Annotated in this window: 14 protein-coding genes; 5 read left to right on the plus strand and 9 right to left on the minus strand. The window is 48.9% G+C overall.

Annotated elements, in window-relative coordinates:
- The first annotated feature begins 116 nt into the window (after nt 1–116).
- The gene (locus tag IC229_RS31650) at nt 117–1,439 is read left to right on the plus strand and encodes a sugar porter family MFS transporter (protein ID WP_190892461.1); all 1,323 of its coding nucleotides are present in this window, start codon (nt 117–119) and stop codon (nt 1,437–1,439) included.
- A 249-nt stretch (nt 1,440–1,688) separates the two neighbouring features.
- Here the strand turns inward: IC229_RS31650 and IC229_RS31655 are convergent, their stop codons facing one another.
- The 5 genes from IC229_RS31655 to IC229_RS31675 form a co-directional block, all read right to left on the minus strand.
- Nucleotides 1,689–2,000, minus strand: coding sequence for a hypothetical protein (locus IC229_RS31655; RefSeq protein WP_190892439.1), 312 nt, complete (start codon nt 1,998–2,000; stop codon nt 1,689–1,691).
- 519 nt (nt 2,001–2,519) lie between these two features.
- Complete coding sequence (locus tag IC229_RS31660; RefSeq protein ID WP_190892441.1) at nt 2,520–2,798, minus strand: hypothetical protein; 279 nt, start codon at nt 2,796–2,798, stop codon at nt 2,520–2,522.
- A gap of 128 nt (nt 2,799–2,926) precedes the next feature.
- Nucleotides 2,927–4,204 carry a xanthine dehydrogenase family protein molybdopterin-binding subunit gene (locus tag IC229_RS35970; RefSeq protein WP_317171675.1) on the minus strand — a complete coding sequence of 426 codons (1,278 nt, stop codon included), beginning with the start codon at nt 4,202–4,204 and terminating at the stop codon, nt 2,927–2,929.
- Nucleotides 4,205–4,207: 3 nt separating this feature from the next.
- Nucleotides 4,208–5,098 carry a molybdopterin cofactor-binding domain-containing protein gene (locus tag IC229_RS31670; RefSeq protein ID WP_190892445.1) on the minus strand — a complete coding sequence of 297 codons (891 nt, stop codon included), beginning with the start codon at nt 5,096–5,098 and terminating at the stop codon, nt 4,208–4,210.
- A gap of 48 nt (nt 5,099–5,146) precedes the next feature.
- Nucleotides 5,147–7,600 carry an ABC transporter permease gene (locus IC229_RS31675; protein ID WP_190892447.1) on the minus strand — a complete coding sequence of 818 codons (2,454 nt, stop codon included), beginning with the start codon at nt 7,598–7,600 and terminating at the stop codon, nt 5,147–5,149.
- A 101-nt stretch (nt 7,601–7,701) separates the two neighbouring features.
- Here IC229_RS31675 and IC229_RS31680 point away from each other — a divergent pair, with 101 nt between their 5' ends.
- Entirely contained in the window at nt 7,702–7,947 is a 246-nt protein-coding gene (locus tag IC229_RS31680; protein WP_190892449.1) for a hypothetical protein, read from the plus strand.
- A gap of 60 nt (nt 7,948–8,007) precedes the next feature.
- Here IC229_RS31680 and IC229_RS31685 read toward each other — a convergent pair whose 3' ends face one another.
- Nucleotides 8,008–8,466, minus strand: coding sequence for a nuclear transport factor 2 family protein (locus IC229_RS31685; protein WP_190892450.1), 459 nt, complete (start codon nt 8,464–8,466; stop codon nt 8,008–8,010).
- Between the two features lie 54 nt (nt 8,467–8,520).
- Complete coding sequence (locus IC229_RS31690; RefSeq protein WP_190892452.1) at nt 8,521–10,914, minus strand: ABC transporter permease; 2,394 nt, start codon at nt 10,912–10,914, stop codon at nt 8,521–8,523.
- A 245-nt stretch (nt 10,915–11,159) separates the two neighbouring features.
- Between IC229_RS31690 and IC229_RS31695 the strand changes: the two genes are divergently transcribed.
- A complete protein-coding gene (locus IC229_RS31695) occupies nt 11,160–12,050 on the plus strand; it encodes a carbohydrate kinase family protein (RefSeq protein WP_190892454.1) in 891 nt (296 codons plus the stop codon).
- A 98-nt stretch (nt 12,051–12,148) separates the two neighbouring features.
- Here the strand turns inward: IC229_RS31695 and IC229_RS31700 are convergent, their stop codons facing one another.
- Nucleotides 12,149–12,676, minus strand: coding sequence for a hypothetical protein (locus IC229_RS31700; RefSeq protein WP_190892456.1), 528 nt, complete (start codon nt 12,674–12,676; stop codon nt 12,149–12,151).
- Complete coding sequence (locus IC229_RS31705) at nt 12,654–13,283, minus strand: hypothetical protein (RefSeq protein WP_190892457.1); 630 nt, start codon at nt 13,281–13,283, stop codon at nt 12,654–12,656. The genes IC229_RS31700 and IC229_RS31705 overlap by 23 nt, the downstream gene beginning before the upstream one ends.
- Nucleotides 13,284–13,501: 218 nt before the next feature.
- On the opposite strand from IC229_RS31705, the gene IC229_RS31710 reads away from it, so the two are divergent.
- Both IC229_RS31710 and IC229_RS31715 read left to right on the plus strand, forming a co-directional pair.
- The gene (locus tag IC229_RS31710; protein ID WP_223834315.1) at nt 13,502–14,011 is read left to right on the plus strand and encodes a hypothetical protein; all 510 of its coding nucleotides are present in this window, start codon (nt 13,502–13,504) and stop codon (nt 14,009–14,011) included.
- A gap of 615 nt (nt 14,012–14,626) precedes the next feature.
- The gene (locus IC229_RS31715; RefSeq protein WP_190892463.1) at nt 14,627–15,502 is read left to right on the plus strand and encodes a serine hydrolase domain-containing protein; all 876 of its coding nucleotides are present in this window, start codon (nt 14,627–14,629) and stop codon (nt 15,500–15,502) included.
- Nucleotides 15,503–15,631 lie beyond the last annotated feature (129 nt).

Here is a 15,631-nt window from a genome sequence, read left to right on the forward strand (position 1 = left end):
ATTTATTGTTTTAAGGTATTTTCGAAAATAGTTGAACAAATTTCGAAATTCTGAGTCTGATAGGTGTATTAAGTTTGCTTCGTAAGTCCAATGCGACTTGTGGCAATTAACCTATGATGAGTCAGAAACAGCGCCTTTTCTTTTGGTCCATTACGGCTGCTTTGGGCGGTTTTCTGTTTGGCTTCGACACGGCCGTTATTTCGGGTGTCGAGCAGTCAATTCAGACGCTGTGGTACCTGGATGTCTGGCAGCACGGCCTTACGGTTTCAATCGCCTTGATTGGAACCGTCGTTGGCTCGCTGTTGGGCGGCATCCCGACTGAGCAGTTGGGCCGAAAGAAAACGCTGTTCTGGATAGCCATTCTTTATTTAGCGGCATCGCTTGGTACCGCACTGGCGCCCAACTGGAGCAGCTTTCTGGTGTTTCGGTTTCTGGGCGGGTTGGGTGTTGGCGCATCTTCTGTGGCCGCTCCTATGTACATCACCGAAATTTCGCCCCCCAAATCGCGTGGCCGGTTGGTAGCTATGTTTCAGTTCAATGTGGTGCTGGGCATACTGATTGCGTATCTGTCGAATTATCTTCTGCAAAATGTTGGTGGTGAATCGTGGCGGTGGATGCTGGGCGTTCAGGCATTGCCCTCGCTGGTTTTTCTGATCGCTGTACTGAATATTCCAGAAAGTCCGCGCTGGTTATTGCTCAAACGTGGGCAGGTTGGCGAAGCGCTGGAGGTGTTGAACATGATCGATCCCGAAACGGCATCGCAAACAGTAATTGCCATTCAGCAGAGCAATCACCACACGGCTGGTTCAACGCGGCTCTTTTCGGCTGAGCACAAAACCCCGATTATGCTGGCGGTGCTGTTTGCCGTTTTTAACCAGGTGTCGGGCATCAACGCCATCATCTATTTCGCTCCCCGTATCTTCGAAATGACAGGCCTGGGTAAGAGTTCGGCCCTGCTATCCTCGACAGGCATAGGATTGATAAACCTCATTTTTACCCTGATTTCGTTAAATCTGATTGATAAATATGGCCGCCGAACTCTGATGAAAATTGGGTCGGTTGGCCTGATTGTCACGCTGGGATTAGTTGCCAGAGCCTTTTACGTAGAGGAATTTGGTATGACGGTGCCGATCCTGCTGTTTGTTTACATTGCTTTTTTTGGTTTCTCGCAGGGTGCCGTTATCTGGGTGTTCATCTCCGAAATATTCCCGAACGAAGTCCGGGCCAGTGGTCAGTCGCTTGGGAGTTTCACGCACTGGCTCATGGCCGCGATCATTACGTTTACGTTTCCGTACCTGTCCGAGCGATTCGGTGGCGGCAATACGTTCCTGTTCTTTACTGTAATGATGATTCTTCAATTGCTATTTGTGCTACGTCTGATGCCCGAAACCAAAGGCACCAGTCTGGAGCAAATCGAAAAAACGTTTGTGGTTCACTGAGAAACGTAGCTAAGTAGGATGTATGAACTATGATGCTTGAGGGGTAGCTATTCATACTTCAAATTGCAGTCAATTGTACGAAAAAACTCCCGACAACACGTAGTGATACGTATGCCAGGAGGTACTTCTGTTGAACACAGGTTGGTAATCCAGCTTAAAGTGGGAAGCATCGACTTCCCACTTTATCTATTACGTCAAATTGAAAATCTCCGTTGCAACGTAACACCTCAAAAGTTGGCTAACCGGAAACTACGTTTCAAGAAGCTGCGCGATCGAACTGGTTTGTGTCGGCGTCATTTCGTCACGACTACGTAGTGACTGTGCAATCTGGATAATATGGGTAGCAATTTTACCCTGTCTTTCAATAGTCGCCTTATCGTACTGATGCTGGCGTACAGGTTCCCAATAAAACAATTCTGTTTTGGCGTCGTAGATACCGATCGGCTTATGCTCTTCCTGAGCACTTAACTGCTCCAGAATGATATCGGCTTCCGAATGGGTTTCACAATCAATATGGTGGTATTGCTTCCTGAGCAGGTATATCACTGAAAAACGATGCATGGTAATGAAAGTTCGTGGTGAAGGCTAAACGGCTAGGCAACAAACAGTTGATCGAAATGCAGTCGGTTCTGATTGATGAGCCTCTTTGCCTGATTAAATAGGCGGGATTCGTTCGGTAAGACGTTATAGAGCGAACGGATACCGGTTTGCGACCAGTTTATCCCAGCCAGCACTGAAGTACGTATCTGTTACGTAGTGCGTATCGTACGTATTAGAGAAGTACAAATATACTGTTAATGAATATAAAGTCAAAGCGGACTATTCTGTTGATTGAAATAAGGTAATGGTTTTGAGATTTGTTTATAATAAGGCTAAAAAAGATATTTTTATTATCTGTGGCTTTGTTTTCTTACTAACGGATTGTCGATGGTGAATAGTTTTGGATTATTAGAAAAAGACAAAAAGTGCTTCTATAAAGTAAATGATTGCCCGACGCAATGAAACCTTTAAACACTGGAACAGTGATGCCAGATTTGCACTTCTGCGACTAAGAACGGTCTGGTGGCAAACGAAATCAGATTAATTTTTTTTCTTACCTGATTCAAATAGCGTGGTTTTACCACCTACAATTTTACCGTTCTCATATTGATATTCCGACTTGATTTTTTTGTTGGGTGTGCTTGGTAACTTAATCGACGGGGCTGTCGAAGTGGTCGTTTGGGGCTGACTGACACCAAATTGGCTGGGTTGCTCAAATTTAGAAAGTGAGTTAGCCGGTCTGGCTTTCGTACTATCGGGAGCCTGTGCATACACCGACAAGGTAGCAAGAGCAATCGGGAGGCATAATAGGGTTTTCATATACGATTAAGATTGCTTATACGTAAATCTACACCATTTCTGCTGTATAAATGTGTTTACACCCTAAAGTGTTTCAACTGGATTTGCGTACTAGTTCTCCCAAACTTTACAACTGCAATGGGGTGCCGTCAACGCGGCTTTAAGGCTGCCAGAATTGGCAATCGACGTATGCGTTTGCCGGTAGCCGCAAAAATCGCGTTACAGACAGCCGGAGCAACGGGCGGCAAACCCATTTCGCCTAATCCTTTAGGTGCTCGTCCACTTTCGATAAAATGCACGTCGACCGTTGGCGCTTCCTGGATACGTAGCATTCGGTACTGGTGAAAATTCGATTGTTGAACCGCTCCATTTGACACCGTAATCTGCCCATACAGCGCCGAATTCAATCCATCCAGAATAGCACCGGACACTTGCTGTTCGGCACCGTTTCGATTGATAATCTGCCCGCAATCGACGGCAGCAGTGACTTTATGAACCACTACGTTCCCCGACGTACCGATCGATACCTCAGCTACTTCAGCCACCGGCACGCCGAACGTAACGTGCGCAGCCAGGCCGTGAAAATGCCCATTCGGTAATGGTTTTCCCCAATTGGCTTTGTCGGCTGCGAGTTGAATCACCACTTTTAATTGCTGAGCATCGTAATCGCCCCCGTGATCCCGGTATTTCATGACGCTACGTTCACCAATCAGCTCCAGCCGAAACGTCAGCGGGTCTTTGTCAGCCGCATGAGCCAGTTCGTCCAGCATCGACTGAATCACGAAAGCGGTAGCATTATGACCGGGCGCACGCCAGGCCCCAACTGGTATGGCCGACGCCGGATTCTGATATTCCAACCGAAAATTCGGGACGAATCCAGCGGGCAGCTCATCAGGGAATACTTCGGTGATGTGGGGCGCCCGGTTTGCTTTCCGAAACGCATAACGTGACGTAGTGGAGGCTTTCATGTGCCAGGCGGTCAGTTTGCCATCGGCATCCAAAGTCCCTTTGATGCGGTACATGCCCGCCGGACGGAAGAAATCATGGCGAAGATCGTCTTCGCGCGTCCAGACAACCTGTACAGGCACTCCCAACTGTTTCGAAATCAGCACGGCATCGGCTGCATAATCGGCGTTGAGTCGCCGTCCGAAACCACCTCCCGACCGGTTCAGGTGTACCTTGATCATACATTTGGGGATTCCCGTCAGAACAGCGGCAAACTCCTGCGTATCATCCGGGACTTGAGTTGAACCCCACAGATCGCAGCGGCTGGTCTGAACGTGAGCCGTGTAGTTCTGCGGCTCCATCGTGACGTGGGCCAGCAACGGGACTTCGTACAGCGCTTCTACCAACTTTCCTGTGGATTGAAGAACGGTCGATACGTCGCCATCCTGCCGGACGACAGGTAAGTCGGTACGTTCTAAAATCGCCTAGAACTGCTGCCGGAGTTCATCCGTACTTTCGCCCACTACGTTACGTTCGTCCCAACTTATTTTCAGGGCGTTACGTCCCTTCATGGCTGCCCAGGTCGACGTAGCGACAACGGCCACTCCGCCAATTCCCATTCCTGGTGTCGGATTAGGCTGCAACGTAACGATGTGCTTTACGCCCGGTATGGCTTTCGCCAACGTATCATCGACCGATAGCACGTTCGCTCCAAATCTCGGTGGTTTGGCAATGCAGGCAAAGAGCATTCCCGGCAGGCGAACATCTAAACCAAACAGCGGCTGACCGGTCACGATGGCCCGCGTATCAGTTTCGGGAACGCGGGTGCCGATAATCGTAAATGCCGACGGATCTTTCAGTACCGGATCTTTAGGGACCGGAAGTTTAGCGGCTGCCTGCGCTAGTTCGCCATACGCCAGTTTTCGCTTATCCGGGCGATGGATTACGTAACCCTTTTCGCTGTAACAGTCTGCTTCAGAGACCTGCCATTGCGTAGCGGCCGCTATTTGCAGCATTTCACGGGCTGCCGCGCCCACTCTACGCAGATCGAGATAATTGGAGCGGATGGCATCGCTACCACCCGTAAACTGATCGCCGTATTTTGGATCAAAATCGCCCTGTTCAACCCGGACGCTGGCCCAATCGACGTTCAGCTCTTCGGCAATTAGCATCGGTACGGACGTTTTTATTCCCTGCCCAATTTCCGGTCGGGAGGCCATGATCGTGATGTGATTATCGGGCGTAATTTTAATAAATCCGTTCAATTCTACCAGATTGGCAGGTACAGACGTTGGCTGACCAGCCTGAACGCGAAAGCCCAGGAGCAGGGCGCCACTGGCTGTTAAGGAGGTTTGCAGGAAGAAGCGTCGTTTCATGGGAAGGGTCTTTGCTGATTACTACTGACCTGATGGACCAATAAACCGTTATTCACTTCGCAGACTTTTCACCGGATTCACCAGGGCGGCTTTGATACTCTGGTAACTTACCGTGAGTAGGGCAATGGCAATCGCCAATACGCCCGCCAACGCAAAGACCCACCAGGCGATGTCGATGCGGTAGGCAAAATCAGCGAGCCATTTGTTCATGGCGTACCAGCCCAGTGGCGTGGCGATAATGATCGCGATAGCTACCAGTTTCAAAAAATCTTTCGACAGCAGGGCTACGATACTGACCACCGATGCGCCCAGTACCTTCCGCACACCAATTTCTTTGGTGCGCTGAACGGTATTATACGCGACTAAACCGAAGAGGCCTAAACACGAAATCAGAATGGCCAGACCGGCAAACAGACCGAGTAATTGACCCTGCGTCTGTTGAGCGCGGTACTGGTTGTTTAGCGTGTCGTCTAAGAACGAGTATTCGAAAGGGCGTTCGGGGAAAAAGGTTTCCCATTGTGTTTTCAGATGGGCCAGCGTTTCGGGTAATCGGTCGGGAAGTACGCTGACAGCGAAAACACTAAAACGCGGTACCTCGATGTCCAGAATTAAGGGTTCGAGAGGTCGCTCCAGCCGGTCGAAATGAAAATCCTTGACAACACCGATAATCAACCCTTTTTTGCCACCTTCGCCCCCGCGCTGAATCGGTCGCCCGATAGCTGCTTCTGGATTCTTGTAACCGAACGACTTGATCGCCGACTCATTCAGGATGAACGCGGCTAGATGATCGGTACCGGTTTGCCTGGAGAAATTACGTCCGGCCAGCAGTGAAATACCCAGTGTGGGTAGAAAATCGTAATCGACCGATACCCACGAAACGAACACGTTACTTTGCTCAGTTTTGCCTTCGGGTACTACCAGCGACTGGATATAACCTGTTCCCGGCAAACCCGAAGCAGCCGTAATGCCCTTGACCCGACTCGATTGACTGACGGCTCCCTCGAAGGTATTCATGCGGGTGCGAAACGGCCCGTCGATGCTCTGCGGCAGTTCAGCAGAGGCCCCGCTACCGAATAACGGAATGGCAATGACCTGCTCTTTTTGGAAACCTAATGGTTTGTTACGCAGGTACGTAAGTTGCTGATAAATAATAACGGCGGCTATAATCAACACCAGCGATACGCTAAACTGCGCCACCACTAATACCTGACGTAGTCTCGGAACTCGGCTCACAATAGCGCTTACTTGCCCTTTTAACGCCAGCACAGGCCGGAACGCTGAAGTGAAAAAGGCCGGATATACCCCCGCCAGCAAGCCGGTTATCAGAAAGAGGCCGCCCCACAGCACGAGTAGATCGGGACGTAGTAAAGTCGCGAACGTAAACGACTGATCCGTTAACTGACTCAGCCAGGGAAGTAGTAAAATGGCCAGCAGGAAAGCCAGCCCGAACGCGATACTGCTCATTAGCAGGGCTTCGCCCAAAAACTGACTAATTAACTGCGTACGTACCGCACCGAGCGATTTCCGCAACCCTACTTCTTTGGCCCGACGTAGTGAATACGTAGTAGACAGGTTAATAAAATTGAAGCAGGCAATCAGCAACGTAATACCGGCAATGAGTGCCAGCAACGTAACGTACTGGATGTTGCCCGTGCTGGTAGAGCCCGTCAGTTCAGCCGAATACAAATGGGTGTCATACAGTTGTTGCAGAGACAGTTTCACGTGCTCTATCACGCGCTCGTCATTGCTCCGACGTAGCACGCCGGCGAATTGTCGTTCAATCTGGTCAATCGACTGACCGGGGGCCAGCCGCACATACGTCTGCGTAGGATTATAGAGCCAGTCTTTCCGCAGGAAATCGGCTACCCCTTGTGTTTCGACAGCAAAAAAGGTTTCGAAATGGATGAGAAAATCAACCTTTATATCAGTTGTTTCGGGTAAGTCAGCGAAGACGGACGTAACGCTTAAATCAATTCGATCTTCATAGCGAATGCGCTGACCGATTGGATTTTGTGTGCCAAAATATCGACTTGCCGCCGACGCAGAAAGCGCAACCGATGCGGGAGCGACTAACGCCTTTTTCGAATCACCCGAACGTAGTGAAATCGGAAATACGGCAAAGAATGTAGAATCCGCAAATACTACGTTCTGTTCCTGAAATAGCTTTGGTGACTGGCCCGCAGCCGCTACGTTCATACTCCCGCTACGTCGGTACAGGCGCGTAGTAGCCTCCACGCCCGGTATGGTTTGGGCAACGGCCGGGCCAACAGGGATGGAGACCATAGCCGTTGCCTGCTCCTCATCAAATTTATTGGTTTGATTGATGCGGTAAATCCGGTCGCCGTTGGTCCAGAAACGGTCATAACTCAGTTCATTCAATACGTAGACCGTAATAAGCAGGCAGGCCGTCAAGCCAATGGCCAGACCCGTAATGTTGATAAAGCCATACGTCTGCTGTCGGCGCAGGTTCCGCAGCGCGATTTTGAGGTAGTTTTTGAACATTGGGCAGAGAGGTTTAGGTCAAGATCCGTGATCTGAGCTAAAAGACACGTAAAAAAGTAGTCTCTTCTGCAATTCGGATAAAAGGTTGTTTCGGCCTATGAGTGGGTTTTGAAATTTCGGTACGTGCCTACGCTGATCTGAGAAGTTCACTGATTATCAGCTGGAACATCCACAACCCACTTCGTCAGACCGGCTTGCCGTTTGAGATTGGCGGCCTTCCAGCGAATGTCCCACAAGCCGCCAGTCAGCACCTTTACGTAGCTGAATCCATAGTCTGTCAGAAAATACCGCTAATACCTTCGGGATGCCACAATTCAGCGTGTATGTCGTTTATGGAGAAGGGTTGAAGAGGAAGAGAGGAAATGAAGAAAAATGCAGGTGCTATTTTCTTCATTTTTCTCCTTCAATTATTTCATGGCCTGTACGGATTTAGGTGGCGATTGCCACAGTACGTTTACAATCATCCAGCGTCCATTTTCTTTAATCAGATGAATATAATCGATGCCCCACTCGGCCGTCACTTTGGCTGATGCGGTTTTGTCGGCCACTTCAAACACGCTCACCTCTCTCGGCGATTGGGGTCCAGCGTGTTTTCCGTCTTTATTCCAGTTCTTCGCCACCCGGATAAGTGCAGGGAAAGGCATTTCCAACTGTTTGGAATAAGCCGTCGTTTTTTCATCGAAATAAAATCCGCGTTTTTGGAGGGTAGGATGGATGTTCTGGTATGCCAGCGTCGTATCGACTTTGTAGAACGTATCGATGTAGTTGAAGCAGGCCTGACGAACCTGGGCCACATCATCAGTTGAGCTGGTTTGTGCATAAACACCAGTGATCGTCAGGGCGAAAAAGAAGAGAAATAGTTTCATAATTGTTTGGGAATTGGAATTATATAATGAAAGAGTTAATAGATAATTCTTTAGTTACTCTGCCCGCAACGATTTCACCGGATTCACCATAATGGCCTTGAATACCTGAAGATTAACCGTAACTAACGTAACAAGTACGGCCGCTGATCCGGCAACCACAAACAACGTAGCACTTTGGTCGGTACGGTAGGCGAACCCTTCGAGCCAGCGATTCATGAGATACCAGGCCAGGGGTGTTGCTACCACAAACGCAATGAGCACAAGCTTCACGAAATCTTTCGACAGGAGGTAGAGTAAGCTACCCGTTTCGGCACCCAGCACCCGGCGGATGCCGATTTCTTTTTGCCGCTGCTCTGCGGTGAAAGCCGCCAGTCCGAACAGACCCAGCAGGGCAATGAATAGCGCCAGAACGGTAAAATGGCTGAACATAGTCGCAAAAGCCTGTTCGCTTCGGTAGAGTTTACCGAAATCCTCGTCCAGAAAACTGTATTCAAAGGGGGTTTCGGGGTTGATCTGCTTCCAGGTCTGCTCAATGAAACTCAGCGTTTGGGGCGCGTTGGCGGTGTTCATTTTAACAATTAGTTGCCCATTTATTTTGCTGTAGAGCATAAACAGTGGTTCAACTTTGTGTCGGACTGTAGCAAAATGGAAGTCTTTCACCAGGCCAATTACGTTGTAGCTGGTCAGGTCGTTGGGCGTCGGACCGGTTTGTAGCCGAATGGTTTTGCCGATTGGTTCGGGCCAGTTGAGAAGCCGCGTCATTTCTTCGTTGATAATCATCGACGAAGCCGAATCAGCCGGGAAATCCAGCGAAAAATTACGGCCCTTAAGCACTTTCATCTGCATCGTCGGAATGAACGACTCATCGGCGGCCATCACACTGGCAATGTAGTTGGTTGTCGTCGGTTTACCTTCTGGCAGAATGTTGTTACGTCCCAATTGCTGGCCCAGTTTGTTACTGGTCGTACCAGTAGCCAGGATGGATGTGTTCCGTTTCAATTCGTTCTGCAACGCTTTAGAACGTCGGGCTGCCTGCTGGCCTTTAAATGGAATGGAAATGATCTGCTCACGACTATAACCCAGGTCTTTTTCCTGAATATACCGCATCTGCCGGAACACAACCCCCGTTCCGACCATCAGCGCAATAGAGATCGTAAACTGAACGACCACCAGCGACCGACGTAGCCAGATACCCTGATTCGTATTTTTGAACGACCCTTTCAGCACCGTTACGGGTCGAAAACGCGACAGAATAAAAGCCGGATAACTTCCTGAAACCAAACCAATTAGTAAGACCAGCCCTGTCAGTCCCAGTATCACCCAGGGATGCAGGAGTGTTGTCAGACTGGCGTGGCGCTGGTAGAGGTTATTCAGCAGGGGCAGGAGCGCAGCCGCCAAACCCACGGCCAGCCCGAACGAAATGACCGTAACGATCAGCGATTCGAGCAGGTGCTGCCAGATCAACTGATCACGTACCGCGCCGACTACCTTCCGCAGGCCCACTTCCTTCGCCCGACCCGTGGCGTGCGCCGTGACCAGGTTCATGAAATTGACCGATGCCAGTAACAAAACCAGCAGGGCAATGGTGGCCAGTACGTAGAGGTTGGACGCATCGGTCTTGTTTACATTTTGCTCAAATAGAATATCACCCGACCGCAAATGAACATCTTTCAGGTACTGCAACGTCGGGGAGAAGAACGCGTAGCCCTGATTCTTATCGGCTACCTGTTTGAGCTTCGGGATAATGGAATTGAGATCACGGGGTTTGTCCAGCAGCAGGTAACTATGGAGACTGATGCTGGTAAACGAGTTCAGAAACTGGGCAAAATTGGTATCGGCCTGCGCGGGTTTCAGCGAACGTAGCATGTCGAACTGAAGGTGCGAATTCTTGGGCGGATCGGCCATCACGGCCACGACTTTTAGCGTGGTTTGCCCCGACTGAATCGACTTACCGATGGGATTCTGGGTTTTGAATAGTTTTTGTGCCAGCGTTTCCGTCAGAATTACGGTTTCGGGTTCATCCAAAATGCCTTTGGTAGGTCCGGTCAATACGTTGTAATCGAATAGTTCGAAGAATGAACTTTCGGTGCGGAACGTACCTTCGGAGCTAATCAGCTGATCGCCCACTTTGAGCGGTACCCGGCCCTGATTCAGTACCCGCACACTGTTGATTACTTCGGGAAGGTCGCGGGCAACGGCGGGCGCAATTCCCGGATACGTAACGCCCACGAGCTTGCTCTTGACCCCTTCGGCGTTGTCTATAGTGAGCATTCTGACGATTCGATCCTGCTTCTGATTAAAGCCATCGTACGAAAAATCTTCGTACACAAACAGGGAAATCAGGATGCTGGCGGCCAATCCTACGGCCAGTCCGGCAATTTTGATGATAGAATAAAACCGATACTTCAGCAGATTCCGAAGGGCAACTTTAACGTAGTTCTGTAACATAGGGCATGGGGGGTTGGGGCTTAGGGCATAGGCTAGCGTGCGTAGGCAAAGACGTTTTATCCTATGCCTTCTGCTTATTTGCTTCACAAAGACGTAACAAATTCGTTAATGCTGCTTTGATAGACTGAAAACTTATTGTAAACAAAGCATCCTTAAGGCGATTGAGTCTACTCCTTTTTTTTGCATTTTGTACTTTTGTCGATGGCCTTCCAGCCAGACCTTTAACCCTAACCCTCTTACTTTTTATGTTACCGACAATCACCTGCTTTGGCGAAATTCTCTGGGACGTACTGCCAACCAGTAAACAACCGGGTGGAGCACCCATGAACGTAGCGGCCGACCTGCGCAATTTTGGCCTGAATGCTCAACTTATCAGTCGGGTAGGTAATGATGAATTAGGGCAGGAACTGCTCGATTTTTTGAACCGAAAAGGTATTCCGCTTGAACTGGTTCAGGTGGGACAATCGCACCTGACGGGCGTAGCGAAGGCCAATGTCTCCGACAGCAACGAAGTAACGTATAAACTGGTACATCCGGTGGCCTGGGATTACATTCAACTGGAACCCAGTCTACTCGAAGCGGTACGTAGCAGCGCTCTATTTGTTTACGGGAGTCTGGTGGCACGTAGCGCCCAGAGCCGTGAAACGCTCACTACGTTGTTAACCGTCGCCAAACGCAAAGTTTTTGACGTGAACTTACGGGCACCGCACTACGAACAGGCGTTGGTATTAGAATTGATGCAACAGGCCCACATCGCCAAACTGAACGAACATGAACTGAGCATAATAAGCGGTTGGCTCGATGGCCCGACTGACGTAGAACCCGCCATGGAGTTTCTGCGCGAGCACTTTGGGATGGACGTACTGTGCGTTACGTTAGGGGAGAAGGGGGCCGTTTTGCTGGATACCAATGGTTTTATTCGTCAGGCTGGTTTTCCCGTAGAAGTATCTGATACGATTGGTAGTGGCGACGCTTTTCTGGCCGCATTTCTTCACAAAACCCTGCAAGGCGAAACGTCTCAGGAAACGTTGTCGTTTGCCTGCGCAACAGGTGCTTACGTAGCAACAAAACAAGGCGCTACACCTGAATTTTCTGAAGAAACAATTTTGCAGTTTCGCCAGAAGTTGGGAACGTAGCAGTTTCAGAATAATCCCTCATGTAAATAGGCCTGTGGCCATATAGATTTCCTTAACGAATTAATCATTGATCAATTCCGTCCTGTCCGGAAGTAGGGCTACTCAACTTTGCCGGACTTTTGATGAATATAACTGGTCTTCTTGGGTAAGAGTTTATCTAACCAACCCATAGGCTGAATGGGCAGGCTGGTAGCCCCTTTTTTGAGAGAATCAAAGGAAATACCAGGTTGTCGGATGAGTAATTCACGACTGGCTAATGGTTCCCCCAGACCACTGGCACTAAAATCATAGGTCGTGCAAACGCAGATGAGCGTATCCACTCGTTGCCAATCATGGTTTTCACCCCATAGGCCACAATTGAAATGCCGATAGCCAATGGCATCCTTTCGATCGTTTCCATTTTGGTAAACACTCATGAAAAAATGGAGTTGCGGGATAGCGCCATCGATAAATTCAATCCAGCCAGCGAATTCCATGGCTTTCCAGTATCGCTCGAAGGTAAGATAACCGTCTTTATCGGAGCCTATTGTCCAGGCTATTCGGTTGAAAATATAGGGATCTGTTTTTCCCCGGGCTTCGTAAGTTCGATTGTAACTGTACCAACTACCGATGACGCCTTTGGCCAACGTAGAAATATGCGCTCTTTTTCGAATGATGTGTCCCTGGGGAATGGCGGGGGGGCTGTTTTGTAACGAATAGCCAACTTAGTATCACCAGCAAACCAACCGTTCCAATAGCAATCGCTTTCAGCCAGCGTACGTGAATCCGGAGACGATGATTGTTTGCGGTCAGGCTTTGAATAGTCAGTGTCGTGTCAGTGTCCGCTTTTTCTTTTTCAGTTTGTTCTGAAATCAACGCTGACTCATAGGCATTTTTATAGGCGTTAAAATCCGGATAACCCAGCGCTTTTGCCAGGGCTAGAAAGAACTCTGGATTCGCATTAATATCGGCCTTTTTCTTAATGAGATTATCATAATGATTCCGGTAATTGCTGCCGCTGAACCGGTGTCCTGTTTTCAGAGCAACATATTCCGGCAATCGATTTTTACCCATGTAGGGGCTCGATTTTGCCCATACTTCTTCCCCTTTGACATTACGCATGTTACCCAGCACCTGATTCATGGGGACCGGTGGATTTTCCGGATTAGTGAATTCCAGCGCTAATTCTTCCCAAAAGTACTGGCGCAAGACTTCGTTCCACAAGGTTTCAAATAGCAGGCGGTCGGTAACCATACCCCAAATAAAATGAATAGTTACGTCCGATAAGAAATCGACAAAAACAGCTGTGTAAGTCTGTGTAAACGGCGCTGCATACAACTTAATACCGCTGCAATCTTGACTTTATAATCAAAAATAGTGGAAAATTGATACCAAAACAGCAGGCCGCTATCGCCAGAAACCTGGCTTCAGGCCAACCTTTTAAATCTCAGACCATCTAAACATGTTTGACAATGAAAACTCTACTGGCCGACTATCAGGCAAAATCAAGCAACTCTTTATCGTTTGAATTGACGCAGGGCGCTGAATCGATTGGTAAACTTACCTACAAAAACTGGTTCCACTTTACGGCTACCCTTGAACTGGCCAACCATTCGACCTATCAGCTTATTCCGAAGGGATTTTGGCATTCAACCATTGAGCTGAAAGAAGCCGACAGGGTGCTGCTGAAATTCTCCATGAACTGGAACGGAAGTATTGCTTTAAAGACCTATTTTAATGACATGGAGAACGAATATCTTTTAAAGCACCGGGGTGTTTTTAACGAATCCTTTCTGCTCATCGACCAGGAGGAAACTGAACTATTAATCATGAAGCCTCATGTGAAATGGATCAACCTGAACTACGAATATCAGATCCAGGCATCCGATCGTTTTGAGTCTTTATCGAATAAAGAATTACTATTGCTGACTTCCATACACTGTGCCAACTATTATATGTCAATGATGGCCGGTACGTATTAACCTGTGATTTATTGACTCCTGAATTAGTTTGTAATGCTTCAGTTGCCGCTTGAATGGAATACCTATAGTTTATATTCACGCATCACTAACAGCTGTTAAAGAAATGAAAAAATCCCAGCTATATAGTTTCTGTCGTTTGGTAAGAAGCGAACAAGCATTGGGCAAAGGTCTCACGAAATCGCTCGAATATTGAGGCATCGCCCTTAGCCTCCTTCGTCTCATGCAGGAGGGTTTATAGGACAATCAGTTTGGGTAGTTTGGAGACCACTTTTGCTCACTATTACGTCTCTTGCGGCACTTGCAGTATCCTAAGCACTTGAACATTGCTCGGGTATAAACAGCCGATAAGTTACTTACAAGCAAATAACTGATCTTTCCCACCCCTTTATGCGTCTGTACTACTTATGTTGCCTATTTGGCCTTATGTCCTCGTCCAGCACTTTTGGCCAAGATCAAGACACCTTGATTCAGCGGCTGGGAGCGGATTTTGTCAAAAGTCCTCAGGCGGCTGGTCTATCCATCGGCGTTCTAAACCTAGGCAAGGCAGGATTCTACAACTTTGGCATAACCGATAAAGAGACAAACTGGCGACCATCCGCCGCCACCCGCTAGGAGATTGGCTCAAACACCAAAACCTTCGTCAGCACCCTGCTGGCGCACGCGGTACTCGAAGGGAAGCTGAAGCTGGAGGACGACATTCGCACTTATCTGGCGGAGAAGTACCCTAATCTGACCTATGGAGGAGAAACCATCAAGGTGCTCCATTTAGCTAACCTGACCTCAGGGCTTCCCAATTGGCTGCCTGATAAGCCCGAACTTTTTCAGCAGGCAAACCCCGATTCAATTCCTTACCTACTACTAAAGCAGCACCGTGGTTACACCAAGACGAACTTTTATAAAGATCTGCATTCGGTTCACTTGACGGCCAAGCCTGGCAGCATGCCCCGCCATTCCAACGTGGCCGCCCAGTTGCTGGGCTTTATCTTGGAAACGGTCTACGAGCAAACGCTTGAGGCTCTTACGGCCCGCTACATCACCGGTCCTCTAGGCATGACTCAGACAGCTTACTTGATGAAACCGGGCCCAACGATGGCGAAAGGCTATGATGCCAAAGGCAACCCGATGCCGTACATGATGTTGCCGGATACGCGCGGTTCCAGTGGGCTAAGCTCAACGACGGCCGACCTGATCCGCTACATGCGCCTTCAACTAAGCGAAACAAACAAAGCGGTGAGCCTGACTCATCAAACAACGGTATCTACCCTTGATGATGCCATTGGCCTCAATTGGCATATCGACAGAACAGCAGCGGGCGAGCGGCAACTCTGGCACACAGGCGGGACGTTCGGTTTCAGTAGTTACCTAGTACTCTATCCTGAGCGGCAGCTGGGCATTGTTATGCTCGCGAACGAATCAGATCCTTTGACTCAGAACCGGTTAGTAGCTGTAGCCAAACAAATAGCAGCCCACTTAGGACAAGCCAAGAAATGAAGCTTTCTTCTAGCCTTTCAACTACGTCCGCAGAATCATGGATTTCTTACTTATAGGACTTTCGCTTAAAGGGTGATTGCCTGAATTCTTGGGTTGGCTAACTCGTGTCGGAGGTAGTCAGCGAACAAG

Source organism: Spirosoma profusum (genome assembly GCF_014699005.1).
In the GTDB taxonomy this organism is placed as follows: domain Bacteria; phylum Bacteroidota; class Bacteroidia; order Cytophagales; family Spirosomataceae; genus Spirosoma; species Spirosoma profusum.